24 protein-coding genes and 1 pseudogene are annotated in these 25,555 nt (G+C 73.6%); 13 read left to right on the top strand and 12 right to left on the bottom strand.

Going from position 1 to position 25,555, the window contains the following annotated elements; genetic code table 11:
- The first annotated feature begins 219 nt into the window (after positions 1-219).
- Both ABT232_RS14660 and ABT232_RS14655 read left to right on the top strand, forming a co-directional pair.
- Positions 220-1,095 (top strand): glycerophosphodiester phosphodiesterase, encoded by an 876-nt coding sequence (locus tag ABT232_RS14660; RefSeq protein WP_351840167.1) that lies wholly within the window; start codon positions 220-222, stop codon positions 1,093-1,095.
- 51 nt (positions 1,096-1,146) lie between these two features.
- On the top strand, positions 1,147-1,701 hold the full coding sequence (locus ABT232_RS14655) for a methylated-DNA--[protein]-cysteine S-methyltransferase (RefSeq protein WP_351840165.1): 555 nt from the start codon (positions 1,147-1,149) through the stop codon (positions 1,699-1,701).
- Between the two features lie 234 nt (positions 1,702-1,935).
- Here the strand turns inward: ABT232_RS14655 and ABT232_RS14650 are convergent, their stop codons facing one another.
- Positions 1,936-2,364 (bottom strand): VOC family protein, encoded by a 429-nt coding sequence (locus ABT232_RS14650; protein ID WP_351840163.1) that lies wholly within the window; start codon positions 2,362-2,364, stop codon positions 1,936-1,938.
- Between the two features lie 103 nt (positions 2,365-2,467).
- Between ABT232_RS14650 and ABT232_RS14645 the strand changes: the two genes are divergently transcribed.
- Both ABT232_RS14645 and ABT232_RS14640 read left to right on the top strand, forming a co-directional pair.
- Positions 2,468-3,376 carry a pseudouridine-5'-phosphate glycosidase gene (locus ABT232_RS14645; RefSeq protein WP_351840161.1) on the top strand — a complete coding sequence of 303 codons (909 nt, stop codon included), beginning with the start codon at positions 2,468-2,470 and terminating at the stop codon, positions 3,374-3,376.
- A 112-nt stretch (positions 3,377-3,488) separates the two neighbouring features.
- Entirely contained in the window at positions 3,489-4,439 is a 951-nt protein-coding gene (locus ABT232_RS14640; protein WP_351840159.1) for a carbohydrate kinase family protein, read from the top strand.
- 255 nt (positions 4,440-4,694) lie between these two features.
- Here the strand turns inward: ABT232_RS14640 and ABT232_RS14635 are convergent, their stop codons facing one another.
- Positions 4,695-5,489 carry a methyltransferase domain-containing protein gene (locus ABT232_RS14635; RefSeq protein WP_351840157.1) on the bottom strand — a complete coding sequence of 265 codons (795 nt, stop codon included), beginning with the start codon at positions 5,487-5,489 and terminating at the stop codon, positions 4,695-4,697.
- 196 nt (positions 5,490-5,685) lie between these two features.
- Here ABT232_RS14635 and ABT232_RS14630 point away from each other — a divergent pair, with 196 nt between their 5' ends.
- On the top strand, positions 5,686-6,813 hold the full coding sequence (locus tag ABT232_RS14630; RefSeq protein WP_351840155.1) for a magnesium and cobalt transport protein CorA: 1,128 nt from the start codon (positions 5,686-5,688) through the stop codon (positions 6,811-6,813).
- Positions 6,814-6,906: 93 nt separating this feature from the next.
- Here ABT232_RS14630 and ABT232_RS14625 read toward each other — a convergent pair whose 3' ends face one another.
- Complete coding sequence (locus tag ABT232_RS14625) at positions 6,907-7,326, bottom strand: CBS domain-containing protein (RefSeq protein ID WP_351840153.1); 420 nt, start codon at positions 7,324-7,326, stop codon at positions 6,907-6,909.
- Positions 7,327-7,483: 157 nt separating this feature from the next.
- Positions 7,484-8,125 carry a nucleoside/nucleotide kinase family protein gene (locus ABT232_RS14620; RefSeq protein WP_351840151.1) on the bottom strand — a complete coding sequence of 214 codons (642 nt, stop codon included), beginning with the start codon at positions 8,123-8,125 and terminating at the stop codon, positions 7,484-7,486.
- A 74-nt stretch (positions 8,126-8,199) separates the two neighbouring features.
- On the opposite strand from ABT232_RS14620, the gene ABT232_RS14615 reads away from it, so the two are divergent.
- The 3 genes from ABT232_RS14615 to ABT232_RS14605 all read left to right on the top strand — a co-directional run bounded on the left by ABT232_RS14615 (position 8,200) and on the right by ABT232_RS14605 (position 11,322).
- Positions 8,200-8,898: a DUF2293 domain-containing protein gene (locus tag ABT232_RS14615; RefSeq protein ID WP_351840149.1), complete on the top strand. Its 699-nt coding sequence runs from the start codon at positions 8,200-8,202 to the stop codon at positions 8,896-8,898.
- A 296-nt stretch (positions 8,899-9,194) separates the two neighbouring features.
- On the top strand, positions 9,195-9,701 hold the full coding sequence (locus tag ABT232_RS14610; protein ID WP_450871811.1) for an anthrone oxygenase family protein: 507 nt from the start codon (positions 9,195-9,197) through the stop codon (positions 9,699-9,701).
- Between the two features lie 133 nt (positions 9,702-9,834).
- The gene (locus tag ABT232_RS14605; RefSeq protein WP_351840145.1) at positions 9,835-11,322 is read left to right on the top strand and encodes a glutamate synthase subunit beta; all 1,488 of its coding nucleotides are present in this window, start codon (positions 9,835-9,837) and stop codon (positions 11,320-11,322) included.
- A 180-nt stretch (positions 11,323-11,502) separates the two neighbouring features.
- On the opposite strand, the gene ABT232_RS14600 is transcribed toward ABT232_RS14605, so the two are convergent.
- Positions 11,503-11,994 (bottom strand): carboxymuconolactone decarboxylase family protein, encoded by a 492-nt coding sequence (locus ABT232_RS14600; RefSeq protein ID WP_351840209.1) that lies wholly within the window; start codon positions 11,992-11,994, stop codon positions 11,503-11,505.
- A gap of 167 nt (positions 11,995-12,161) precedes the next feature.
- On the opposite strand from ABT232_RS14600, the gene pdxR reads away from it, so the two are divergent.
- Positions 12,162-13,604, top strand: a complete 1,443-nt coding sequence (pdxR, locus tag ABT232_RS14595; RefSeq protein ID WP_351840143.1) for a MocR-like pyridoxine biosynthesis transcription factor PdxR — start codon at positions 12,162-12,164, stop codon at positions 13,602-13,604.
- 97 nt (positions 13,605-13,701) lie between these two features.
- Here the strand turns inward: pdxR and ABT232_RS14590 are convergent, their stop codons facing one another.
- The 3 genes from ABT232_RS14590 to ABT232_RS14580 all read right to left on the bottom strand — a co-directional run bounded on the left by ABT232_RS14590 (position 13,702) and on the right by ABT232_RS14580 (position 15,816).
- Positions 13,702-14,514, bottom strand: coding sequence for an SAM-dependent methyltransferase (locus ABT232_RS14590; RefSeq protein WP_351840141.1), 813 nt, complete (start codon positions 14,512-14,514; stop codon positions 13,702-13,704).
- A 165-nt stretch (positions 14,515-14,679) separates the two neighbouring features.
- Positions 14,680-14,955: a DUF397 domain-containing protein gene (locus tag ABT232_RS14585; protein ID WP_351840139.1), complete on the bottom strand. Its 276-nt coding sequence runs from the start codon at positions 14,953-14,955 to the stop codon at positions 14,680-14,682.
- A complete protein-coding gene (locus ABT232_RS14580) occupies positions 14,956-15,816 on the bottom strand; it encodes a Sco1979 family transcriptional regulator (protein WP_351840137.1) in 861 nt (286 codons plus the stop codon).
- A 241-nt stretch (positions 15,817-16,057) separates the two neighbouring features.
- Here ABT232_RS14580 and ABT232_RS14575 point away from each other — a divergent pair.
- The 3 genes and pseudogenes from ABT232_RS14575 to ABT232_RS14565 form a co-directional block, all read left to right on the top strand.
- Positions 16,058-16,696 (top strand): annotated as a pseudogene (locus ABT232_RS14575) (ATP-binding protein); the annotation flags it as partial.
- A 161-nt stretch (positions 16,697-16,857) separates the two neighbouring features.
- Positions 16,858-17,286 carry a hypothetical protein gene (locus tag ABT232_RS14570; RefSeq protein WP_351840135.1) on the top strand — a complete coding sequence of 143 codons (429 nt, stop codon included), beginning with the start codon at positions 16,858-16,860 and terminating at the stop codon, positions 17,284-17,286.
- A gap of 534 nt (positions 17,287-17,820) precedes the next feature.
- A complete protein-coding gene (locus ABT232_RS14565; RefSeq protein WP_351840207.1) occupies positions 17,821-19,683 on the top strand; it encodes an ABC transporter ATP-binding protein in 1,863 nt (620 codons plus the stop codon).
- 91 nt (positions 19,684-19,774) lie between these two features.
- Here the strand turns inward: ABT232_RS14565 and ABT232_RS14560 are convergent, their stop codons facing one another.
- The 3 genes from ABT232_RS14560 to ABT232_RS14550 all read right to left on the bottom strand — a co-directional run bounded on the left by ABT232_RS14560 (position 19,775) and on the right by ABT232_RS14550 (position 22,302).
- On the bottom strand, positions 19,775-19,951 hold the full coding sequence (locus ABT232_RS14560; protein ID WP_502975394.1) for a DUF8839 family protein: 177 nt from the start codon (positions 19,949-19,951) through the stop codon (positions 19,775-19,777).
- Between the two features lie 155 nt (positions 19,952-20,106).
- A complete protein-coding gene (locus ABT232_RS14555) occupies positions 20,107-20,796 on the bottom strand; it encodes a DUF899 domain-containing protein (RefSeq protein ID WP_351840133.1) in 690 nt (229 codons plus the stop codon).
- Positions 20,797-20,883: 87 nt separating this feature from the next.
- Positions 20,884-22,302, bottom strand: a complete 1,419-nt coding sequence (locus tag ABT232_RS14550) for an amidohydrolase (protein ID WP_351840131.1) — start codon at positions 22,300-22,302, stop codon at positions 20,884-20,886.
- Positions 22,303-22,439: 137 nt separating this feature from the next.
- Between ABT232_RS14550 and ABT232_RS14545 the strand changes: the two genes are divergently transcribed.
- Positions 22,440-23,378 carry an endonuclease/exonuclease/phosphatase family protein gene (locus ABT232_RS14545; RefSeq protein WP_351840129.1) on the top strand — a complete coding sequence of 313 codons (939 nt, stop codon included), beginning with the start codon at positions 22,440-22,442 and terminating at the stop codon, positions 23,376-23,378.
- A 227-nt stretch (positions 23,379-23,605) separates the two neighbouring features.
- Here the strand turns inward: ABT232_RS14545 and ABT232_RS14540 are convergent, their stop codons facing one another.
- On the bottom strand, positions 23,606-25,501 hold the full coding sequence (locus tag ABT232_RS14540; RefSeq protein WP_351840127.1) for an FUSC family protein: 1,896 nt from the start codon (positions 25,499-25,501) through the stop codon (positions 23,606-23,608).
- Between the last annotated feature and the right edge of the window lie 54 nt (positions 25,502-25,555).

Below are 25,555 nucleotides of genomic sequence, written 5' to 3'. Positions count from 1 at the left end.
GGACCGCCCGAGCGGTCAGGGTTGAGGCAGAGAGTATGACCCCCACCGGAATGGTCGAACGACTTTCCGGCAAAGAAACACGTCCCCGCCCCAGTTGTGCGGCCCTCGTGACGCCCCCCGGCAACGCCATTCCATCCGTGGTCATCCCGCATGCCCCGCGTGTTGACCCTCTGCTGTCACAGTGGTGCTGACCGTGATCGCCCGACGCGAGGAGTACGCATGCACCCACGCGCAGCCGCCGCCACGACCACCGCCCTCCTGGGCACCGCCGCCCTGATCTTCCCGACCTCCCACGCCCCGGCCGGGGCCGCGGTGGCCCGGCCCGTGGTGATCGCCCACCGAGGGGCCTCCGCCTACGCGCCCGAGAACACCCTGGCCGCCGTCGACAAGGCAGCCGAGCTGGGCATCGACTGGGTCGAGAACGACGTCCAGCGGACCAAGGACGGTGAACTCGTGGTGATCCACGACGACAGTCTGCGGCGGACCACGGATGTCGAGGCGGTCTTCCCGGACCGGGCGCCGTGGCAGGTGAAGGACTTCACCGCCGCCGAGATCGCCCGCCTGGACGCCGGCAGCTGGTTCGGTCCCGCGTACGCGGGCGCGCGCGTGCCCACGCTGAAGAAGTATCTGCGGCGGGTGGAGTCCCACGACCAGAAACTGCTGCTGGAGATCAAGAAGCCGGAGCTGTACCCGGGCATCGAGCGGGACACGCTCAAGGTCCTCGCCAACGAGGGCTGGCTCGACCGCCGGCATGTGGCGAGCCGGCTGGTCGTGCAGAGTTTCAGCGCCGACAGCATGCGGACCGTCCACGCACTGCGCCCCGGCGTCCGCACCGGCTTCCTCGGGACACCGCCGGTCGCGGAGCTGCCGGAGTACGCGCGGTTCGTCGATCAGGTCAACCCGCCGTACAGCTCCGTCTCGGTCGGCTACGTCGCCGCCGTCCAAGCCTTCACCGGGCCGCACGACCTCAGGCTGCAGGTATCCACCTGGACCGTCGACACCGCGGACATCGCGCGGACCGTCGCCGGCTCCGGGGTGGACGGCATCATCAGCAACCGGCCCGACGTGGTGCGGGAGGCGCTGGACGAGGTATGACGGCTCCGCGGGTGGCGGGCGTTGTCAGTGGCGGGCCGTACGGTGGATCGCATGAACAGCGATGGGCAGTACGAGCGGCAGGTCGTGTGGACCGTCGTCGGCACCGACATCGGTCCGCTGCTGCTGGCCGCCACCCGCGAGGGCCTGGTCAACGTGGTCTTCCACGCCACCGACGCCGTGCGGGACAAGGCACTTGAGCGGCTGGCGTCCCGGCTGGGGACCGAGCCCGTCGAGGCGCCCGGCTCCCCGCTGCTGGCCGAGGCGATACGCCAGGTCGAGGCCTACTTCGAGGGCGCCCGGCACGACTTCGAGCTGCCGCTGGACTGGTCGCTGATCTCGGGCTTCAACCGCCAGGTGCTGCATGCTCTGGCCTCCGGTGTCCCTTTCGGCACGGTCGTGGGCTACGGCGATCTGGCCGACCGGGTCGGCCAGCCCGGCGCGGCGCAGGCGGTGGGCGCGGCGATGGGCGCCAACCCGCTGCCGGTCGTCGTCCCCTGTCACCGGGTGGTCGAGCGCGACGGCGGCATCGGCGGGTTCGGCGGGGGCCTGGAGACCAAGCGGAGGCTGCTGGCCCTGGAGGGCGTCCTGCCCGAGCCGCTGTTCTGAGCGCGCGCTTGCGGTCGGGCGTGCGGCGTGACGCGTAGCGGCGCGGGCTTCCGGGGCGGGTGTGCCGCGTCAGGCGTTGTGGTTCGCGCTTCCCGGGCGGGCGTGCGCCGTCACGCGTAGTGGCCCGTGCTCCCGGGGCGGGTGCGCAGCGTCACGCGTAGTGGTTAGCGTCCCCGGGCGGGCGTGCTCCGTCACGCGTAGTGGGCCCGTGCTTCCCGGGGCGGGCGTGCTCCGTCACGCGTAGTGGCGTGCCTCGAAGATGTTGCCGTCGGGGTCGCGGAAGTAGAAGCTGCGCCGGGCCGGGCCGCGGGCGCCATAGGAGTCGTGCCCGATGTCCGACACGGGCACCGCGTGCTCCCGCAGCCGGGCGCGGAGCGCGTCGAAGGCGTCGGAGGTCAGCGACAGGCAGACGTGGTTGACGAGATGGCCCGCGCTGTCGGCGGCGCCGGGGAGCATGTTCATGCGTTGCGCCATGGCCGGCGGGGCCAGGTCGAGGATCGTCTCCTCGTTCACGCGGACGGACGGGAAGGAGACCTCGCCCGCGGCGAAGTCGGCGACTCTGAGGGGTTCCAGGCCGACGGCCTGCTCGTAGAAGTCCGCCGCGGCGATCGGATCGCGCACCCAGAGGACGACGTGGTCGAGACGTGTCGAGTTGTCGGTCATGGGCCCCAGGCTGCTGGTGTGCCCCGTGGGCCGCAAGGGGTTTGACCCGGCGCGCCGCCCGCCAGAGATGAGGGAAGGGGGCCGACGGACAGGAGGCAGGCGCGTGACGCTGGTGGTGTCGGAAGAGGTGCGGGAGGCCGTCGACGCGCGTCGGCCCGTGGTGGCGCTGGAGTCCACGATCATCGCGCACGGGCTGCCGCGCCCGCGCAATCTCCAGGTGGCGCTGGAGCTGGAGGAGGCCGTACGACGGGAAGGCGCCGTCCCGGCGACGATCGCCGTCCTGGACGGGCGGCCGCACGTCGGGCTGGACAAGGGCCAGGTGGAGCGGATCGCCAACGAGGAGGGCATCCGCAAACTCGGCCACCGGGACCTGCCGCTCGCCGTGGCCGCCGGGGCGAGCGGCGCGACGACGGTGTCGGCGACGGCGCTGCTCGCGGCGCGGGCCGGTGTCCGGGTGTTCGCCACCGGCGGGCTGGGCGGGGTGCACCGGCAGTGGACGGTGACGCAGGACGAGTCGGCCGACCTGGGACTGCTGGCCCGCACCCGGATCACCGTGGTGTGCGCGGGAGTCAAGTCGATCCTGGACGTGCCGGCGACCTTGCAGCGGCTGGAGACGCTGGGCGTGGCGGTGGCCGGGTACGGCACGGACCGGTTCCCCGGCTTCTACCTGTCCGACTCGGGCCATCCGGTGGACTGGACGCTGGACAGCCCCGCGCAGGTGGCGGAGGTGATGCGTGCTCAGGACGCGCTCACCATGCCGGAGTCGGCGCTGATCGTGGCCAACCCGGTGCCGCGGGCGGAGCAGCTGGACCCTGAGCTGCACGCGCGCGTGCTCGCCGACGCGCTGCGCGCCTGCGAGGAGGAGGGGGTCACCGGTCAGGCGGTGACACCGTTCCTGCTCGACCATCTGGTGCGGCACACCGACGGCGCCTCGCTGAGCGCCAATCTGGCGGCGGTGCGGGGCAACGTACGGCTGGCGGGGCGGATCGCGGCGGCCTGGGCCGAGGCGTGAGCGCGGAGTGAGCGAGGCGGGGAGTGCGGCTGGGGGCACGGCGGGGAGCCCGAGGCAGGGGGCGGCGGGGGGCGGGGTGGGAAGCCTGACGCAAGGGTCGGCCGGGAGCACCGTGGGGAGCCTGACGCAGGGGTCGGCTCTCGGCGAGGTGGAGGTGCGGGCTCCGGGCGCGCTGCTGGTCGTCGGGGACGTGATCACGGACGTCGTCGCACGGCACGGCGGCCCCTTGGCACCGGGCACCGACACGGCTGCCTCGATCCGTACCGTTCCCGGCGGCGCCGGCGCCAACGTGGCCTGCTGGGCGGCTCATTCGGGGTGCGCGGACGTGCGGCTGCTCGGACGGGTGGGTGCGGAAGCGGTCGCGTGGCACGAGCGGGAGCTGGCGGCCCGGGGGGTGCGGGCGCGGCTGGTCGTCGATCCGCGGGCGCCGACCGGAACGGTGATCTGCCTGGTCGACACGGGCGCGGCGGCCGAGCGGACCTTCCTGACCGACAGCGGGGCCTCCCTGCGGCTCGATCCCGGTGACTGGTCGGACGCGCTGCTCGACGGGGTCGCGTGGTTGCATCTGTCGGGCTATCTGCTGTTCTCCGAGCCGAGCCGGGCGCTGGTGGCGGTGGCCGTGGCTGCGGCACGCGCGCGTGGCGTGCCGGTGAGCCTGGATCCGGCGTCGGCCGGGTTCCTCAAGGATCTGGGAGCGGACCGCTTCCTGGCGCTGGCCGAGGACGTAGACGTCCTGCTGCCCAGCCGCGACGAGGCCCGGCTGCTCACCGGGCTGCCCGACGCGGCGCAGGCGGCGGCGGAACTGAGCCGACGCGTCCCGCTGGTGGTCGCCAAGCTGGGTGCCGACGGTGCGCTGGTGGCCCGGTCCGGTTCCGTGACCGCGCACGTCGGCGCCGTGGCGGCGACCGCTCGGGACACCACCGGCGCCGGTGACGCGTTCACGGGCGCTTTCCTCGCGGCCGTACTCGCCGGTGCCGAACCGGAGGCGGCGGCGCGGGCGGGGTGTGCGGCGGGGGCCCTGGCCGTCGAGCGGGTGGGCGGCAGGCCTCCGGCGGCGGACTGAACCGAGAGGGCGCGGGGCGTACCGCAGCGGCGGGCCGACGGGGGGTGCGGTACGCCGGTGGCGGGCAGGCCTGGCGGTACGCCGGTGGCGGGCAGGCGAGGCGGTACGCCGGTGGCGGATCGACGGGGCGCACCGCAGCGGCGGGCCGACGGGAGCGGTACGCCGCCGGGGGCGGGCCGTCGGAGCGGTGGCCCGGTGGTGGGTCGGCGGGGTGACGCCCCGTTGGTGGGTCGCCCGGGCGGAGGCCGCCCGTTCCTACGGCTTGCGCCCCCATGCCGAGATCATGGGTGGTGCGGCCAGGTCCATGTCGCCGGAGGCGACGTTCGTCAGGTGGTGGTCGATCTCCTGGGCGGTGGCGAGGCCGGCGGAGACGAGTTCGGCGCGGATCTGACGGATCGTCGTGGACTCCAGGGTGGCGCAGGCAGGCGCGGTGACGGGGAAGTACGCGTCGGCCTCGACGCCGCGCAGTCCGGCCGCGCGCAGCAGGCGCGGAAGTCCGCGGCCGAAGGCGAGGTCGGCGCCGCTGCCGGACAGGAGCCGGCGCAGCGCCTCCCGCAGCCGGTTCGCCAGCTGCTGCTCGGGGCCGTACTGGTCGGGGCAGACCAGCGGTTGCAGAGCGAGGTCGATGTCCTCGACGAGGAGCCGGCCGCCCGGACGCAGGGCCTTGGCCATCGACCGCAACGCTCCCGCGCAGTCGGGCACCCCGGCGAGCACCAGCCGGGCGTGGACGAGGTCGAATCCCTCCCCCGGCGGCTCCTGAGCGCTCACGTCGTGGACGCGCAGCTCCACCGGCGGCCGGGAGGGCGTGGCGGCCCAGGAGGCGTCGGCGGCGGTGGCGACGACCTTCCCGGTCGGGCCGACCCTCTTGGCCAGCCAGGAGACGACCGTGCCGCCGCCCGCGCCGATCTCCCAGCAGCGCCAGCCGGGTCCGACGCCGAACTTTTCCAGGTGACGGAAGGTCGTGGGGTCGAAGAGGGCGGCGAGGGCTCCGGAGCGCTCGGCCGACCCCGCCTGCCGATGGTCGAGGGGGTTTCCGTCCGTTAGCGTCATGGCGCGATCATCCCAGTTGCCCGACTTGTCCAGCGCGGTCGACGCTCCGGCGGCATGTGAAGTCCCGTTGTCCACAGGCGGGAACAAAGCGGAACTCATGCCTCCCACAGGCTTTCCCACCGTTCGCGCCGTCCTGGCACACTGGCGCGACAGGCGCGGAAACGCGGCGCGAGAGGATCCACGCAAGGAGATCCAGATGTCCATGGCAGGGAATCTGCGGAAGGTCACGAGTCTCGGCAGGGTCAGCGGCCTCCGCAAGGTGGCACGACTGACCCGGCGGCGGCCGCGCGTCGACCTCAGTCACCCCGCCCGGTCCCCGCTGGGCTCCTCCGTCGTGAACTGCGTGGCGTACGCGGAAGGGTCCCGGCTGCCGCTCGGCGGCGACCTGGTGGACGCGGTGGAGCGGGTCCGCAAGAACCGCGACGGCTTCGTGTGGCTCGGTCTGCACGAGCCGACGAACCAGGAGTTCGTGGGTGTCGCCGAGCTGTTCGACCTGCATCCGCTCGCCGTCGAGGACGCCGTCGAGGCCCACCAGCGACCGAAGGTGGAGCGGTACGGCGAGACGCTGTTCGCGGTGTTCAAGACGGTCTGCTATGTCGAGCACGAGGAGCTGACGGCCACCAGCGAGGTGGTGGACACCGGCGAGATCATGGTGTTCGTCGGCCAGGACTTCGTGATCACCGTGCGGCACGGGCGGCACGGCTCACTGGGGCCGCTGCGCGAGGAGCTGGAGTCCCGCGCGGACCAGCTCGCCAAGGGCCCGTCGGCGGTGCTGCACGCGATCGCCGACCACGTCGTCGACGACTACCTGCACGTCATCGACGCGGTCCAGGCGGACATCGAGCAGGTCGAGACGGACGTCTTCGCGGAGAACGGCGCGCGGGCCGACCCCGGTCGGATCTACCAGCTCAAGCGGGAGCTGCTGGAGCTCAAGCGCGCCGTCGTCCCGCTGGGCCGGCCGCTGAAGGACCTCGCCGACCGGCCGACCCGGGTGGTGGACCCGGAGATACAGGCGTACTTCCGCGATGTCTCCGACCATCTGATCCGGGCCACCGAGCAGCTCGCCGCCTTCGACGAACTCCTCAACTCGATCCTCCAGGCCCACCTCGCGCAGGTCACCGTGGCGCAGAACGAGGACATGCGGAAGATCACGGCGTGGGCCGCGATCGTCGCCGTGCCGACGATGGTGTGCGGGATGTACGGCATGAACTTCGAGCACATGCCGGAGCTGCACTGGCGGTACGGCTACGGCATGGTCATCGGGGTCATAACGGTGGCCTGTCTGGTGCTGTACCGGGGCTTCCGGCGCAACGGCTGGCTCTGAGCCGACCACGTGGGGTCATGAGGCCCTCACGCCGAGGCGAGCGCCGAGTCGCCACGGCAGCCGAGTCGCCACGGCAGCCGTGACCGAAGGGTGTCAGCCCCTGGCGTAGACCCGCTCCGCCCAGCCGGCCATCTGGTCGTCGGACAGGTGCCGGGCCAGGTCGGACTCGCTGATCATGCCGACCAGCCGCTTGTTCTCGATGACGGGCAGTCGGCGGATCCGGTGGTCCTCCATCTCCTGGAGCACCTCGCCGACGTCGGCGTCCGCGTCGATCCAGCGCGGTGTCCCCTGGGCCATGTCGCCCGCGGTGACCTTGGACGGATCGTGCCCCACCGCCACACAGCCGACGACGATGTCGCGGTCGGTGAGGATGCCGCACAGCCGTTCGTTCTCGTCGCTGATCGGCAGGGCTCCGACGCCCAGTTCGCGCATCAGCTGAGCGGCGCGGTCCAGGGTCTCGTGGGCCGGGATCCACTGGGCTCCGCGGTGCATGATGTCTCCGGCAGTGGTCATGGTGTACCTCCCGGTGCCGGACGGCCGATGCGGCACAGGGGGCACCGCTGGTCCCGGCGGCAACTCCATTCTCGTCGCGCCCTCTCGCACCCGCACCTGGGCGGGCTCAGCCCGGGCCTGGCGGCCTCCGGCCCAGCACCCCCGGAATCGGAGTGGGTCAGCCGCTCCACGCCGGGCGGCGCGGATCGTCGGCGCGCACGAGGACGTCTGCCGTGCCGGCGGGATCAGTCTCGTCGTCGTAGCGGTCGAAGGCGGGCAGCGTCCAGCGCTCGGCCTCGGGGGTGCGGCGGCGCAGGGCTGGCGGGGAGAGGAGGACGTGGACGGTCAGGTCGAAGGGGAACCAGTGCCTCAGCAGAAGCGGACCGTGCAGCAAGAGGACGCCGCCCGGCGGGAGTTGGACGTACGGGCTGCGGGTGGCTCGGTCGGTGGCCGGGTCCCAGAGGTCGGGCAGGACGCGGCCGTCGCCGCCGGCTTCGAGCGGGCCGAACACCTCGCGCCACAGCGCGCCGGTGTCGAACCAGCCGTCGTAGTAGGCATCCACGTCCTGGTGGCCGTACTCCAGCCGGAGCGAGGCGGGCCGCAGGAAGCCCTCCGCGCCCACCACCAGGGAAGGGCGGCCGCGCAGCCGCAGGGCCTCGTGGACCCGCTCGGCGAGGTCCCCGGGCCGGGCCGCGGGGGCGCCGTCGAAGGCGATGCGTGGCCAGGGGCTGCCGTCGCCGGGCTTCAGGTCGAGCAGCCGCTCGGCCAGGAGATCGCCGAGCCGGTCCCAGGTGATCGCTTCGAGTCGCACAGGGCCCATGATGCGACAACGCACGGTCGCGACGCGTCCCTGTGGTGGCGTGGCCCACGGGGGCCCGAGGGCATGAACGGGGTATGGCCGTACCCGCGACTCCCCCGATCCCCACCGGACTTCTCGCCGTCCAGCCGCTGAAGCGCAGACGCTGTGCTGCGTGCCGGCGCGGGCCGCTGTCGCTGCTCGTCCTGGAGGAAGGGGTGGCACGCTGCCTGGACTGCGCCGACCTCGGACACCTGGTGTTCCTGCCGCGCGGCGACACGGCGCTGACCCGCAGGGCGCGGGAGGAGAGCGGGCTGTCGGTGGTGGTCGTGCGGTTCAACCGGCGCAAGGGGCGGTACGAGCGGCAGGGCGTCCTGGTGGAGGGTGCCGGGCTGGCCCGGGCCGAGCGGCGGTGTCTGGCGGACGCGGAGGCGCGGCGCCGTCGGCGGATGCGGGACGCGCGGCGGCGTGCCGAGCAGGACGTGCGGTTCGCCGAGGCGTTCGCGGCCGAGATACGACGGCTCTTCCCCGGGTGCCCGGGTGCGCGGGCACGGGAGATCGCCGAGCATGCCTCGGCACGGGGCAGCGGACGGGTCGGCCGCAGCGCGGCGGGGCGGGCGCTGAGCGAGAGCGCGGTGACGTCGGCGGTCGTGGCCTCCGTGCGGCATGTGGACACGCCGTACGACCGGCTGCTGATGGCCGGGGTGCCGCGGCACGAGGCCCGGCGCCGGATCGCGGCGGCGGCCGAGACGGTGCTGCGGGGGTGGCGGGAGGCCGGGGTCGACTCGGCGGGGTGAGGTGGCGGGGTGAGGGAGGAACGACGTCGCCGCCGGCGGTGGGCTGGACGCTCGGTCATGCGCGTGCGGCGTTCGAGCATGGTCCGCGGCGGCGCTCCCGGCTTGACTGGTGGGAACAGAGGCGGCGACGGCGCCCGGGGACGGCAGTGGCGGACTCCGGGCCGGCTGGACGGCTGCACGGACGGATGGCTGCCCGGTCGGGTGACCGCACCGCGGGTCGGCCCGATGACCGCACGGCCGGACGGCTGCACCGCCGGTTGACGGCACGCGGGACGGCCGGACGGCTCCGCGGGGAGATGGGAGATGGGGGTGGCGGCGTGATCGACATCGACGGACCGTACTTCGCGCTGACGGTGCTGGCCGTGCTCGGGACCGGCCTCACGGCCGGTGTCTTCTGCGCCTTCTCGGCCTTCGTGATGCGCGGGCTCGCCGCACTGCCGCCCGCACAGGGGATCGCGGCGATGCGGGCGGTCAACGCGGCGGCGGTGCGGCCCGCCTTCATGACCGTCTTCCTCGGGTCGGCGGTGCTGAGCGCGGTGATCGCCGTGGTGACGTTCGTGCGGTGGCCGGAGGCGGGCGCGGTGGAGCTGCTGGTGGGCAGCGGGCTGTTCCTGGTCGGATCGTTCGGGGTGACCGCGGGTGCCAACGTGCCGCGTAACGAGGCCCTGCGCCGGCTGGACCCGGGCGCACCGCAGGCGGCCGCGTACTGGACGGCGTATGTGCGTGAGTGGACGGCGTGGAACCACGTGCGGACGGTCGCCTCGGCCGCCGCCGCGCTCGCGTACGTACTGGCGCTGACCTGAGCAAAGCGCCGTCCGGCCACTCTGCACACCCGACAAAGGGGACGTATCGTGTCCGAAAGAGTGCCGCCGACGACGCCCGGCCCGCCGCACGCGTGCGCGAGGTACGTACGCCAGGAAGCGTAGGGAGACGGCCATGGCCGATCCCAAGGGATTCATGACCACGCCCCGCCAGGACTGGCCCCGCCGGCCCGTCGAGGAGCGGGTGCGGGACTGGAACGAGGTGTACGTCCCGGGCGCGCTGCTGCCGATCATCAGCAAGCAGGCCGACCGCTGCATGGACTGCGGCATCCCGTTCTGCCATCACGCCTGTCCGCTGGGAAACCTGATCCCCGACTGGAACGACCTGGTCTCCCGCGAGGACTGGCGAGCGGCGGCGGAGCGGCTGCACGCGACGAACAACTTCCCCGAGTTCACCGGCCGGTTGTGCCCGGCGCCGTGCGAGGCGGGCTGTGTCCTCGCCATCAACCAGCCGGCCGTCACCATCAAGAACGTGGAGTGCGCGATCGCCGACCGCGCCTGGGAGGAAGGTTTCTCCCCGCCCCGCCCGCCGGACCGGCTCTCCGGCCGCACGGTCGCGGTGATCGGCTCGGGCCCCACCGGGCTGGCGGCGGCACAGCAGCTGACCCGCGCCGGGCACACGGTCGCGGTGTACGAGAAGGACGACCGGCTCGGCGGGCTGATGCGGTACGGCATCCCCGAGTTCAAGATGGAGAAGCACCATCTGGAGCGGCGGTTGGAGCAGATGCGGGCCGAGGGCACGAAGTTCCGCCCCTCGACGGCGGTCGGCCGGGACGTCGACGCGGCCGAACTGCGGGCCCGCTACGACGCCGTGGTGATCGCCACCGGCGCGACCGCGTGGCGGGAACTGCCGGTGCCGGGACGCGAGTTGGCCGGGGTGCACCAGGCGATGGAGTACCTGCCGCTGGCCAATCGGGTCTGCGAGGGCGACCTGGAGACGTCCCCGCTGTCCGCCGCCGGCAAGCACGTGGTGATCGTGGGCGGCGGCGACACCGGGGCGGACTGTCTGGGCACGGCGGTACGGCAGGGTGCCGCGTCCGTGAGCCAGCTGGACATCTACGGCCGGCCGGACCCCGGACGGGACGAGGACACCGAGCCCTGGCCGACGTATCCGCGGATCTACCGGCTGTCCGCCGCGCACGAGGAGGCCGGCGAGCTGCGGACGGCTCCGGCGGCGGACGCCGACGCCCGGCTGTTCGCCGCGTCGACGCTGCGCCTCACGGGCGACGCCGACGGACGGGTGCGTTCTCTGCATCTCGTCGAGGTGGACGAGCGGCGCAACCCGCTGCCAGGGACCGACCGCCGCCTCCCCGCCGACCTGGTGCTGCTGGCCCTGGGCTTCTCGGGGCCGGATCCGGAAGACGGGCTCATCGATCAGCTCGGGCTGGGTGTCGAGCCGCGCGGCACGCTCGCCCGCGACGAAGGCTTCGCGACCAACGTGCCCGGCGTGTTCGCCGCCGGGGACGCGGCACGGGGGCAGTCGCTCATCGTCTGGGCGATCGCGGAGGGACGGGCGGTCGCCGCCGCCGTCGACCGCCATCTGGCGGGCACCTCCCGCCTGCCGGCGCCGATCGGCCCGTACGACCGGCCGATGAGCCTGTAGGCGCGGGGGTCGGCGCCGGTCGGTCCTACGACCGGCCGATGAGCCTATAGGCGCGGGTGCCAGCGCCGGTCGGGCAGTAGGGCCGCTTGATGAGCCTGTTGGCGCCGGTGCCGACGCCGGTCGGGCCGTAGGGCAGCCTGATGCGCGGGTGCCGGCGCCGTCGTCCGCGGAGTGAGTGGTTCAGCGGCGGCGTTCGTCCGTGCCGGCGCGCTTCGCCGTGGCCAGGGCCACCCGGTTCCAGGTGTTGATCGCGCAGATCAGGGCGAGGACCTGAGCGAGTTCCTCCTCGTCGAAGTGGGCCGCGGCCTCGGCGTAGACGTCGTCCGGGACGCCTCGGTCGGCCACCAGGGTCACGGCCTCCGTCAGGGCGAGGGCGGCCTGCTCCCGCTCGGTGAAGAAGTGCCGGGCCTCGCCCCACACGGCGACCATGTGCAGCCGCTCCTCGCTCTCACCGGCCCGGCGCGCGTCACTCGTGTGCATGTGCAGGCAGTACGCGCAGTGGTTGAGGTGCGAGGCGCGGATCTGGATCAGCTCCACCAGGGCCGGGTCCAGGCTCGCGCGGGCGGCGGCGTCGAAGCCGACCAGGGCGCGGAAGGCCTTCGGCGCGGTCCGGGCGAAGTCGAGCCGGGGCTGCTTGCCGGCCGTCCCGGCGGAGGCGCCGGTCGTGTGCATCGCCGTCGTGATCGCCGCGTCCGTCGCCGTCATCGGGGTCCCCGGGGTCGCCGTGGCCGTTGCGTCCGCCGTGGTCGTCGCGTCCGCCGTGGTCGTCGCGTTCGCCGTGGTCGTCGTCATGTGCTTCACGCTACGGCCCGCAAAGACCGGCTGTAGGGTTCATTTCCGTGACTGATTCATGGGTCAATGCGGCGGAGCGGATCGGTGCCGATCTGCACCTCGAGCTGTCGGGTCCGGGCGGGCGGCGGGCCGCGCTCATCCGGGCGTTGCGGGAGGCCGTGCGCAGCGGCCGGATGGCACCCGGCACGCGGCTGCCGCCGTACCGCTCGCTCGCCGCGGACCTCGGCGTCGCCCGCAACACGGTGGCCGACGCCTACGCGGAACTCGTCGCCGAGGGATGGCTGACCGCGCGGCAGGGCTCCGGCACCCGGGTCGCCGACCGCGCCGAGCCCCTCAAGCGCACAGCGCGGGTCGCCAAAAAGGCACCGCCACGCGCGCGTGGACCACGGCACGACCTGCGGCAGGGCACCCCGGACGCATCGGCGTTCCCCCGCGCGGACTGGCTCGCCTCCTACCGGCGGGCCCTTCAGCAGGCGCCCAACGAGGTGTTCGGGCCGGGTGATCCGGCCGGCCGCCGGGAGCTGCGCGAGGCGCTGACCGAGTACCTGGCACGCGCGCGTGGTGTGCGCACCGAGCCGGACCGCATCGTCATCTGCTCCGGCTTCGCCCACGCCCTGCGCCTCCTCTTCCACCCGGGCGGCACCGGCGGCCACAGCGGCGACACGGCCGTCCTGCGCGGCCCGCTGGCGGTCGAGGCGTACGGGCTGGGCTTCCACCGCGACCTGCTGACGACCGCGGGTGTCCGTACGGTCCCGCTCCCGCTGGACGAGGACGGCGCACGGGTCGACCTGCTGGCGCGCGAGCGGGCCGTCCTGCTCACCCCCGCGCACCAGTTCCCGACCGGCGGCCCCCTGCACCCCACCCGCCGCGCCGCCGTCGTCGACTGGGCACGCGCGCGTGGAGGCGTGATCCTGGAGGACGACTACGACGGGGAGTTCCGCTACGACCGCAAGCCCGTAGGCGCCGTCCAGGGCCTCGACCCGGAGCGGGTCGTCTACATCGGCTCGGTCAGCAAGAGCCTGTCACCGGCGCTGCGGCTGGGCTGGATGGTCCTGCCGGAGCGGTACGTGGACGGCGTCCTCGCCGCCAAGGGCGAGCGCGAGGCGTGGGCCGGCGTGCTGGAGCAGCTGAGCCTGGCCGACTTCATTTCCCGAGGGTCGTACGACCGTCATGTGCGGCGGATGCGGCAGCGGTACCGGGGCCGCCGGGACCGGCTGGTCGCCGCCCTCGCCGAACAGGCGCCGCACATCGAGGTCACCGGTGTCGCGGCGGGACTGCACGCCGTGCTGCGGCTGCCGCCCGGCACCGAGCGGTCCGTGGTGAAGGCCGCCACCTGGCAGGGCATCGCCCTCGACGGCCTGGCCGGGTTCCGGCATCCGGAGGCCACCACTGCGGCGGCGGACGGCCTGGTCGTCGGGTACGCCACACCGTCGGAGCACGCCTACGGGGCGGCCCTGGAGGCGCTGTGCGGGGTCCTCCCGCCGCCGTGAAGGGGCGGGGTAAGAGGCTCCGCTCGCCGCCGTGAAGGGGCGATCAGAGGCCCCGCTCGCCGCCATGAGGCGGCGTGCGGGGGCCGTCCGCGTCGCTCTACGGCTTGCGGCCCACCGCCCCGTACCCCGGAATCACCCCGTCGTCCTCGCCGGGCACCGGTTCGCCCAGTTCGGGACGCCAGGCGTTGACCACCGCGACACCGGGATCGACCAGGTCGAGGCCGTCGAAGAAGCGGGTGAACTCCGCGCGGGAGCGCAGCGCCAGGGTGACGCCCGCCGCCTTGAGCTTCGCGGTCGCCGCGGCCGACTCCTGCGGGGTGAAGTCGGCGGTGGCGTGGGTCATCACCAGGTGGCTGCCGGAGGGCAGTTCGGCCAGCAGCCGGTCCACCAGTTCGTGCGCGCCGTCCTCGTCGGGGACGAAGTGCAGCAGCGCCACCAGGGAGAGCGCCACCGGCCGATCGAGGTCCAGGACCTTCCTGGCCCCGTCCAGGATGGCGGCCGGATCGCGCACGTCCGCCTGGAGGTACTCGGTCGCGCCCTCCGGCGTACCCCGCAGCAGCGCCGCGGCGTGGGCCAGCACGATCGGGTCGTTGTCGCAGTACACGACGCGGGTGCCGGGTGCGACGGCCTGGGCGACCTGGTGCAGGTTCGGCTCGGTCGGGATGCCGGTGCCGATGTCCAGGAACTGCCGTACGCCGTGCTGCGCCAGCCAGCGGGTGGCCCGGTGCATGAACGCGCGGTTGACACGTGCCATGACCGGTACCCGCGGGTCGAGAGCCAGCATCTGCCGCCCCAGCTCCTCGTCGACGGGGTAGTTGTCCTTGCCGCCGAGATACCAGTCGTACATCCGCGCGGGATGCGGTTTCGCGGTGTCGATGCGGATGGCGCCGGCGGGGTCCTGCCCGGTCATACGGCACTCCATGGAGAGGAAGGGGTGAGGAGGAACAGCACGAGGGGATTCGAACGCAGAAGTTAGCCAGAACAGCAGATCAGCGAACAGCGGAACGGCGGGACAGCGGAACGGCGGGACAGCGGAACGGCGGGACAGCAGAGCAGCAGCATCAATCAGATCGGTTCACGACAGCAGGAAATCCGCCACCCCCGCCTTCGCCCCCTCGATGAACGCGGTCATCTCGTCGGAGGTGTAGATCAGCGCCGGCCCGTCGGGATCGGTGGACTGCCGTACGGCGATCCGGCCGTCGGCGAGCTTCATCGCCTCCAGGCAGTTGCCCCCGTTGCCGCCGCTCCACGGCTTGTGCCAGCCCTCGCTGCCCAGTTCCCGCGCGGGCATGCCGTTGTAGATCCGCTCGGTGCGGTTCCTCGGCCCCGTCTGGGACGTGATGCGATCCATTCACAGCTCCTTGCGGAGATCCCGCAGGATCTCCTTCGTGCGTTGTGCCGTAGCGGCCTGCGCCGCCATGCGGTCCATGACCTCCAGGTGGGTCGCCACCTCGGCGCGCGCGTCGAGGTAGACGGCGCCGGTCAGGTACTCGCTGTAGACCATGTCCGGGAGTTCCGGCATGGCGAATCGGAACAGCACGAAGGGCCCGTACGTGCCGGGGTGCGGCCCGGTGGAGAACGGGACGACCTGCAACGTCAGATGGGGCAGCTCCGCGGCCTCCAGCAGCTTGTCGATCTGCGCACGCATCACCTCCGGGCCGCCGACGGGGCGGCGCAGCGCGGTCTCGTCCATCACCATCCAGAGCCGGGGGGCGTCCGGGCGGGTGAGCAGTTCCTGGCGTTGCATGCGCAGGGCGACATGGCGCTCGGTGTCTTCGGGCCGGGTCTGGCCGACGGCTCCCGAGGTCATGACCCCGCGCGCGTAGTCCTCGGTCTGCAAGAGGCCGGGGACGAAGTGGGGTTCGTAGCTGCGGATGAGGCTGGCCGCGCCCTCCAGGCTGACGTACATCGAGAACCAGCCGGGCAGGATGTCGTGGAAACGCTGCCACCAGCCGGGCTTGTTGGCGTCCTCGGCCAGCCGCACGAAGGCGTCGGCCTCGGCGTCGGGCACACCGTAGGCCTTCAGGAGCAGTTGGAGGTACGGGATCTTGAGGGCGACCTCGGCGGTCTCCATCCGGCGGATCGTGGCGGGCGCGACATGGAGGACGCGGGCGGCCTCCTCGCGCTTGAGACCCGCGCGTTCCCGCAGGTCGAGCAGGCGCCGACCGAGGACGACCTGGCCGACCGTCGGCGCGGACCGCGGCTCGCTCACGCTCCACCTCCAGCGAAGAATTCCGGACAGCCCGGCGGCGCCAATCGAAGACCGTTCGAAGATCTGCTCTTGGCCGGAAATCATCCGACCAACGACCACCCGGAATAGTTTCAAATCGGTCAGAACCGGGTGATACAGACCTTCGGCAGTCCCAAGTGGCGCCGCTCGACGTGCTGTTGCGTGCAGTGTGCCATGACCGTTCAGAGAGTCACACCGCACTCTGCAATTTTCAGAGTGACACTTGCCAAGTGTTCACGCCGGGGAGATAGTGGCAAGCGTGATTCCGTCCGCGCCCTTAGGAACAGACGCCGCCGGCGGCCGCCCGTTCGGCCTCGGCGCCACCACGGGAGCCGTCCCCTCGGGGGGCGCTGCCGAGCGCCGGTTCCGCTTCGAACTGGCCGCACACCCGGGTTCCCCCGCGCAGGCCAGACGCCTGACGAGGGCTCGGCTGACCGGCTGGTCGGTGAGCGAGGACACCTGTGACTCGGCCGCCCTCGTGGTGTCCGAGCTGGTCACGAACGCCATAGTGCACACCGCGAGCGAGATGGTCGTCTGCGAGCTGCACGACGGCGCCGAACTCGTGCGCATAGCCGTACGCGACCAGGGGTGCGCGCCGGGCGAGCCGCAACCGTCCCCGCAGCGGCCGGACGAGGAGCACGGGAGGGGACTGCTTCTCGTCGACGCCCTGAGCCATGCCTGGGGTGCCCAGGAACATGGCCCCGGTCTGCTGGTCTGGGCCGAGCTGCCCCGCCAGGCAGACGCGCCCAGCGCCGACCTCGGCTGGGGCGCCCGCCCTCAGCCGGGCCCGGCGGACGGCGGACCGGGCGAGGAGGACGAGGCGGAGGCGCAGGACCTGATATCCGCCGAGGAACCCGGCCGCACCGACCCGCGCACCGTGCTCATGCCGGGCGACGCGTACGAGCCGCACCTGCCGCACCGCCGCGCCGAGCCGGAACCCCCGCTCGCACGGCCCGAGTCGCACCAGGCAACGGGGGCCACGGGAGTCCCTCCGTTCGGGCGCGGCCCGGGCTGGGGGGCCGTGTGACGCGCCCGTCCGGCCTCGGGCGGGTGCGCAACCTGGACACGCTGGTCCGCCTGGGCCGCGAGCGGCGTGCGTCCGACGCGGCCCGCCGGCTGTCCGTCCCCGACGGCATGACGGCCCCGCTGGGCTGCGACGCGGTCGCCGTGCCCGCCCGCTTCGGACCGCTGGTGCTGCCCCGGCTGCCGCGCGTGGGCTGTGTGTACGCCGACGACACCCACTGGTGGTGGCTGGTCCCGTCCGACTCCGACCACGACCTGGAGTGGCCCGCCCCCACGCGGTACGCGAGAGGCGCGATCGTGTCCGACGCGCCGCGCCTCATCCACCGGCCCGACGGCGAGCTTCCGTACACCCCGCCGATCCCCCTTTACCTGACCCTGTGCCGGCTCACGGGAACGGCACCGACATGGTCGCGGACGGTCACCGCGTAGACCGGCCGCGTAAGGCGACCGCGGGAACCGTCCGCGTACCGCGGCCGCGAGAACGGTCCGCGTAAACCGGCCCGACGTCGGCCCAAGCCATCGGCCCACGCCGTCGACCCGAGCACTCGGCCCAACGCCAAGCCATCGGGCCCACCCCGCACACGCCCACCGGCCCCGCACAGACCCCTGCGCCTCGCACACGCCCACCGGCCCCGCACAGACCCCTGCGCCTCGCACACGCCCACCGGCCCCGCGCACATTCACCCGGCCCGCACGAACCCCTCGGCCCGCGCACCCCCACCCGGCCCGCACCGGCCCCTCGACCCCGCACCGGCCCCCCGGCCCCGCGCCACCCCTCCCCCGCGCACGCCCGCGCACCCCCGCCCCGGCCCGCTGCGCCCTGCCCCGGCGCCCGCCGCGCCGCGATAGTGGCCCTTTCCGCCTGATCGGGGGAGGCGAGCGGTGGGGACGAAGGGCGAAGGGGCGCAGCCGGGGCTGTCCGAGTCGGAGCAACTGCTGTTCGGCGGGCCGCTGCGGTACGACATGGGCTGGAACCAGCACGCCGACGCGTTCCTGGAACTGACCTTCCGCGCGATGGTGAGACGGCTGCCCGCCCTGCTCGCCTCCAGCCTCCGCCTGGCCCACCGGGCCGATCGGCGGGCCGCGCGGACGGTGCTGGCCGCCGAGGCGGGCCGGGGCGTGGCCCAGGCGGTGAGCCTGCTGGCGGTGAACAGCGCGCTCGGCGGCCTGATGGGCGGCGGCCCGATCGAGGACCGGCTGCGCGGCATCGCCCCCGCGCTGGTCACCATGACCGCCGTCCTCCTGGTCGCCGCCCTGCTGCGGGCCGCGTCGACGTACGCCACGGGCCGGCTGGAGCCGAAGGTCGAGCGGGTGGCGACCGAGCTGTACCTGGAGCGGGCGGCGGCCGTGGAACTGGCCGCGATCGAGGACCACGCCTTCCACAAGCTGCTGGACACCGCCCAGTACGGCGCCTCCGCCACCCGCCAGATGATCGTGTACGGCACCCGCGTGGTGAACGCGGCGATCTCCTTGATCGCGGCGGCCGGCGTACTGACCGTCCTGCACCCCGTCCTGCTCCCGCTCCTGGTGACCATGACGCTGCCCAGCGCCTGGAGCGCGCTCACGATCGCCCGGCGCCACTACGAGTCCTTCCACACCTGGGTGCAGCACGTCCGCGCGGGGCATCTGATCGGCAGCCTGCTCACGGAACCGGCCGCCGCCCCGGAGATCCGCGTGCACGGCGTCGGCCCCTTCCTGCTGCGGCACTACCGGGCGATGTCGGAGACGGCGGAGGCGGAGCAGGCCCGGCTGGCCCGGCTGGCGGCCAGGACCGGCCTGATCGCGGCGGCCTGGACGGGCCTCGCGTCGGTGGCGACGTACGCGACGCTCGGCGGGCTGCTGCTCGCCGGCGCGATGTCCCTGTCGGTGGCCGGGACGGCCGTGATCGCCATCCGCACCGGCTCCCAGAGCCTGGACTCCCTGGTGCTGGAGGTGAACCAGCTGCACGAGGAGGCGCTGTTCGTAGGTGATCTGGAACGGCTGTACGCGGAGGCGGCCGAACGGGCGATCCCGGTCGGCGGCGCGGCCCTGCCGGAGGATCCGCGCGAGATCCGCTTCGAGAACGTCACGTTCAGCTATCCGGGCGAAGGGGCCCGCCCCGCGCTCGACGACGTCACGCTCACCCTGCCGCTCGGGCGGATCATCGCCCTGGTCGGCGAGAACGGCTCGGGCAAGACGACCCTGGTGAAACTGCTCGCCGGGCTGTACACGCCGGACCGGGGCCGGGTCCTGTGGGACGGCGTGGACGCGGCGACGGCGGACCGGCACCGGCTGGCCGAGCGGATCGCCATGGTGGCGCAGGACTTCAAGCGCTGGCCGTTCACCGCGCGGGTGAACGTGGCGGTGGGCCGCCCGTCCGCGCCGGTGTCCGAGGACCGGCTGTCCGCCGCGATCGGCGAGGCCGGCGCGGAGGAGGTCGTAGAGGACCTGCCGCGGGGTCTGGACACCCTCTTGGCCCGCAACTTCAGCGGCGGACACGAACTGTCGGGCGGGCAGTGGCAGCGGCTCGGCATCGCCCGCGCGGCGTACCGGCGCGGCAGCATCCTGATCGTGGACGAACCGACCGCGGCGCTGGACGCCCGCGCGGAGCTGGAGGTCTTCGAGAAGATCCGCGCGCTGGCGGGGACCGGGCAGACGGTCGTGCTCATCACCCACCGGCTGGCGTCCGTGCGCCACGCGGACCTGGTGCACGTCCTGGACCAGGGGCGGCTGGTGGAGTCCGGAACGCCGGAGGAGCTGCTGGCCGAGGGCGGTGTCTACGCGGAGCTGTACGCGCTCCAGGCGGAACAGTTCACCGCGCGGGTGCCCGCCCCGAAGGCGGGCTGACCGCACACCTCACCGCGCACCTCACTCGGCGCACCTCGCACGGGGCACCTCGCACGGGGCACTTCACACCGGGCACCGCACACCCCACACCTCACGCGGCCTCGACCACGGCCTCGCGGACGATCACCAGGAACCGGTCCGTCTCGAGGTCCATGACGACCTCCGCCGCCATGCCCTCCTGACGCCGCGCGTCAGCGAACTCCTCCGCCGGCCACGATCCGCGCGGACCACCGGCGGGAAAACACTCGAGCACCGTTCGCCCGTTCACCCTGCACCTCCAGAGAGCGTCGTACATGTACGAGTTAACGCCCGTCGAAGGTCATACACCTCGTTCGGTGACGCGACTGAGACGTAGTTGACACTCGTTCATCCCTAAGAGTGAGACGCCTCAGAGGAAACACCGGTTGTCGGCTACGTGACCTCTCAGTCCTCGTACTCATCGTGATACCGGATGCTCTCACTGCCCGCAGGCGCCCCGTACGCCGACGCGCGCCCCTCGGGCCGCTCCCACTCTTCCTGCCGCCCCAGGGCCGTCAGATCGAGGAGGCTGGTGGTCGAACCGAGGCCGTCCAGGCCCCGCCCGTACGTCGAGTACGTGTGGAAGACCCGATCGCCGTCGCGCAGGAAGCAGCTGATGCCCGCCCGCTCGACGGACGCACCCTCGTGCTCCAGGGTCGCCTCGAAGTCGTGGTTGAAGCCGTCGCCGTACGAGGAGTACCAGGGCAGGGTCCAGCCCATCCGCGCCTTGAACGGCAGCAGCTTGGTGTACGGCGCCCGGGACACGACCGCGAACGACGTCCCGCGCGCGTGGAGGTGCGCCAGATGGCCCACCTGGTCGAGGAAGGCCGAGCAGCCTCGGCAGCCGGCGTCCCACTGAGGGGCGAACATGAAGTGGTGGACGACGAGCTGATGGCGGCCCTCGAAGAGGTCGGACAGGGTGGCCTTGCCGTCACCGCCCTCGAAGACGTACTCCTTGTCGATCTCCACCATCGGCAGTCCGCGCCGCTCCGCGTTCAGCGCGTCCCGCGCGCGGGTGACCGCCTTCTCCTTGACCAGCAGTTCCTCGCGCGCCTCGCGCCACTGTTCCCGCGAGACGATCTCCGGCAGCGACATGACCCCTCCTGGGCAACGGTTCGTTCGGAGGGATGACCGACGGCAGAGGCGGAACTCATCGCCGGCTCGCGAGGAGTTTCCTCTCCGTCAGGTGTCGTAGTGCTGGATGCGCCGTCCGTGCCTCCGGTCGAGGAGGGAGGGCAGCCGCTCCTCCAGCTCGCGGACCACCGACGGCACGTCCAGCGTCAGCAGTTCGCGGTCCCGCATCAGGATCCGGCCGTCGACGATCGTGGTGCGGACGTCGGAGGCGCGGGCGCTGTGCACCAGGGTGGCGGCCAGGTCGTGGACGGGCTGGGTGTGCGGGCCCGTGAGGTCGACGAGCACGATGTCCGCGCGGTGACCGGGCGCCAGGGAGCCGACGACGCCGTCGAGGCCCACCGCGCGGGCACTTTGCAGCGTGGCGTGGTGCAGGGCCTGACGGGAGGTCAGCCATCGCGGGTCGCCCTCGGTCGCCTTCTGGACGAGGGCGGTGAGCGCCATGGCCTCCCACACGTCGAGGGAGTTGTTGGACGCGGCGCCGTCCGTGGCCAGCCCCACCGGGATGCCGAGGGCGCGCAGGGCCCGGATCGGTGTCGTGGTGGGCCAGGCGAATTTCAGGTATCCGCGCGGTGCGCTCGCGACGGCGATCCGCCCGGTGGCCCGCTGAAGGACCGGCAGGTCGCGGTCGGCGATGCCGGTGCCGTGTGCGATGAGGACATCGGTGTCCAGCAGGCCGGTGCGCTCCAGGACGCCGATCGGGGTGACGCCGTGCCGGGCGAGGCCGGTGTCGGTCTGGTCGCGGTTCTCGGCGGCGTGCAGATGTACCGGCAGCCCGTGCTCCAGGGCCAGTCCGGCGGTGGCGGCCAGGTCGGCGTCGTCGACCGTGTAGGGGGCGTGCGGGGCGAGGGCGGTGGTGATACGGCCGCCGGCGCCGCCCCGGTGCCGCAGCGCGAACTCCAGGGACCGCTCGCGTCCTCGCGGTCCCTGGGACGAGAAGAAGGCCTCGCCCAGGTGGGCCCGGATCCCGCACTCCTCGACGACGGCGGCGACCGCGTCCATGGCGAAGTAGTGGTCGGCGAAGCAGGTGACACCGCCGCGGATCATCTCGGCGCAGGCCAGCCTGGCGCCGAGTTCGACGTCCCGCGCGGTGAGGTTGGACTCGACGGGCCAGACCACGTCGTTGAACCACTCCTCGGTGGGCAGGTCCTCGGCGATCCCGCGCAGGGCGACCATCGGGGCGTGCGTGTGGCAGTTGATCAGGCCGGGCAGGGCGGCCTGGCCGCGCGCGTCGACGCGCTCCAGGGCGGCCGTCCCGGCGACGTCCGCGGCGGCGGTGACGGACTCGATGACCCCGTCGCGGACGACGATCGCGGCGTCCTCCAGGAAGGCGACCTCCCGGTCGTCGCCGGGGCCACCGGACGCGAGGGGTCCGCCGGAGGCGGAAGGCCCGGCGAGCCCTTCGTCCCGCTCGACATGCACGAGGGCGGTGCATCCCGTGATGATGAGGTCGGCGGGAGAAGTCGTCATCACGCCAACGTACGGCGGGGTGGTACCGCGACGTGAGCGGAACCGCGCATCCGGTTCCGGCCCTGTCGCGAAGTGGTCCGGGCGCGCACCCTGACCCCACCACAGCCCGCCTCCCGGCTCTGGGAAAGGGGCCCGGAATGCTCGTAGGCACCTGGAATCTGGAGAACCTCTACCGGCCCGGCGGCCCGTTCGGCCCGAAGGACGAGGCCGCGTACGGGACCAAGCTCGCCGCCCTCGCCGCCGTGATCACCGAACTGGATCCGGACCTGCTGGGCCTCCAGGAGGTCGGTGAGCCCGCGGCGCTGGAGGACCTGGTCGGGCTGCTGGACGGCGACTGGCACACCGCGGTCTCCACGCACCCCGACAGCCGGGGCATCCGCGTCGGCTTCCTCAGCCGTACGCCGCTGCGCCTGCTGGCCGACACGCAGGCCCTGCCGGACCAGCTGCGCCCGGTGCAGACGGACGACGAGGGCCGCGACACCATGTCGGCGGGGCGCGGTCTGCTCGCCGTGGAGACGGAGGGCGCGAGCTTCGCCGTCGCGCATCTGAAGTCGAAACTGCTGACCTATCCGGTCAAACGCTTCCAGCCGCACGACGAGGGCGAACGCGCCCGCTACGGCGCCTACGCGCTGTACCGCCGGGCCGCCGAGGCGACGGCGTTGCGCGCGCTGGCCGACACGCTGCTCGCGGACGACGGCCGGGAGCGGGACGTGGTGGTGCTGGGTGACCTGAACGACGAGGTGCGGGCGGCGACCACGCAGATCCTGCTCGGCCCGCCCGGATCGGAGATCGGCACGGGCGGCTTCGACCGGGAGGACAAGGGCGACGCGGCACGGCTGTGGAACGTGGCGCCGCTCATCCCCGACGACCAGCGCTACTCGCGTGTCCACGCCGGACGCCCCGAGCTGATCGACCACATCCTGCTGAGCCATCGCCTGGTCCACCGGGTCACCCTCGCGGGCACCGGCCTCCCCGGCGAGGCCGCCCCCCGGCTGCCCTCGGTCGGCCCGGACCCGGCCACACGCTGGGACGCCCCCGGCTCGGACCACGCACCGGTGTGGGTGCGCGTCGCTTAGACGCACGGGTGGCTTGGACGGGCGCGCCGCGTAGAAGTGGGTGCCGCGTAGAAGTGCGTGCCGCTTGGAAGTGCGTGCCGCTTGGAAGTGCGTGCCGCTTGGAAGTGCGCGTCGGCTGACAGGCGCCGACCGGAACCGCGCATCAGCCGCTGCTCGCCTCCGGCCGCTGCGTACCTCGGCCGGTGCCGCGCGTCGACTCACGCGCCCTTCCGCTAGACGGCGACCGGCTAGACGGCGACCGGCGACCGGTCGGCGGCCCGCAGCCCCGCGCGTACGTCGGCCAGCTCGCGGGCGCCCAGCACGCCGAGCACGTCGGCCTCCTCCGCCTCGTCCAGGAGGCGGGCCAGCCGGCGCAGCTGCCGCGGCGTGAGCCGGCCGGTGTCGTCGAGGTGCACGGCGCAGGCGGTGGTGGCGTCGACCAGCCGTTCGAGGGCACGGGCCACCCGGTCCGCGCCCTCGCTGTGCCGGGCCAGCGCGGGCAGTTCCGCGGCGGCGACACCGATGGCCGTACGGGCCTCCGCGAGGGCGCGGTAGGCCTCGCGGCGCAGCACCCACCGCGCGGGACGGTCGTCGCTCGCGCCGAGCACCTGCGCGAGGTAGGCGTGCGTGGCGCCGGCCGCCGCGGCGAGTCGGGCCCGCACTCCGCCGCCGCGTTCCCCCGGCATCGGCAGATGCCCGACCAGCAGCACGATCGCGCAGGCCAGCAGCGTCTCGCCGATGCGGCTCCCGGAGGCCTGCGGCTCCCCGCCGAGCATCACCAGGCCGAGCACCAGCACGGTCACGACGGCGGTCTGCGCGGCGAAGTGCCGGGTGGCGACGGGTATGAGCGCCCCGCAGACCGCGACCACCGCCACCAGTCCGGCCGGGCGCGGCAGCACGGCCGCGAGCCCGGCGAACAGCAGGGCCCCGAGGACGGTCCCGGCGGCCCGGCACAGGACGCGCGAAGCCAGCGGCCCGAGATCGGGCTTCACCAGGAAGACGGCGGTGGCGGGGAGCCAGTACCAGTGCGTGTGCTGTCCGTACCAGTGGGCGTGGTGCAGTGCCTGGGCGACTGCCGCGGCGGTCCCGAAGGAGAGTGCGACCCGCATCCCGTATTCGCGCCCGCCGGTCCCGAAGGCGGTACGCAGCAGTTGCCGGGCGGTACGCCGACGGGTGTGCAGATCACCGCCGTCGCCGTGGTCGAAGGCCTCCGCCGCGCACAGCAGCGCCTCGTCGAGAGCGCGCAGGGCCGGCGCGGAGCGGGCGGGCGCGGGCAGCGGTCCGGTGTGGGTGTTGCCACGGACGGCCGCGGCGAGCCGCCGGGGTGCGTCGGCCGCCCGCGCGGAGACCGGTTCCCCGGCCCAGGCCAGCGCGGTGGCGGCCTCGGCGAGCGGCAGCGCGGCGGCGTACTGCGCGTGCAGCCGCCGCTCGGCGGCGGAGCCCGTGTACCGGCGCAGCCGGGGCCCGGCGAGGGCGTCCTGGGCGTGGTCGAGGGCGGCGGTGAGCGCGGCACGGCGAGCCGTGGCGCGCGGGGTGCCGGCGGCGTCCAGCAGGTCGGCGATCGCGCCGTAGACGGCGGCCACGGCCGCCCGCTCGCCGTCGAAGCGGAAGTCACCGGCGAGCGCGCCGGGCGTCGGCAGCACCAGCCGCAGCGCCAGCAGCCACCCGGCACCGCCCAGGAAGACGGCCGCCCGCAGCCACCCCGGCTCCGGCAGCGGCATCCCCGCCCCCACCGCGCAGGCGACCAGCAACTGCGTACCCGCCCCGGACGCGACCGGGCCCACCGCGCTCACACACCCGGCGAGCAGCCCGAGCCCGGTGAGCAGCAGTGTCAGCGCCAGGGCTCCGCCCCATTGCCCCGCGTACGTCCCGACGGCCATCCCGACCGCTCCGGCGAGGGCCGGCACCCCGAGCCGCCTCACCGACCCCCGCCGGCTCCCGGGCCGGTCGTTGATCCCCGCGAGCATCGCCGCGATCGCGGCCACCACCCCGAGCGAGGCCCGCCCCGCCATCAGGGCCACCGCCATCACCGGGCCCGCGGCCAACGCGCCCCGTGCCACCGCGTTCCACGGCACGGGCCCTCGCTGGGCGCGCAGGGCATGAACGAACCAGGGCGGCAACGCGGAAGCGACACGACGTGACACGAGGCTCCTGTCGGGACGAGGGCGGGGTGTGCCTTCGGGCGACGGTGGCCGGGC

This window comes from Streptomyces sp. NPDC001532, assembly GCF_040298625.1.
Taxonomy (GTDB): Bacteria; Actinomycetota; Actinomycetes; order Streptomycetales; family Streptomycetaceae; genus Streptomyces.
This window is presented reverse-complemented; position numbering and strand designations above follow the sequence as displayed.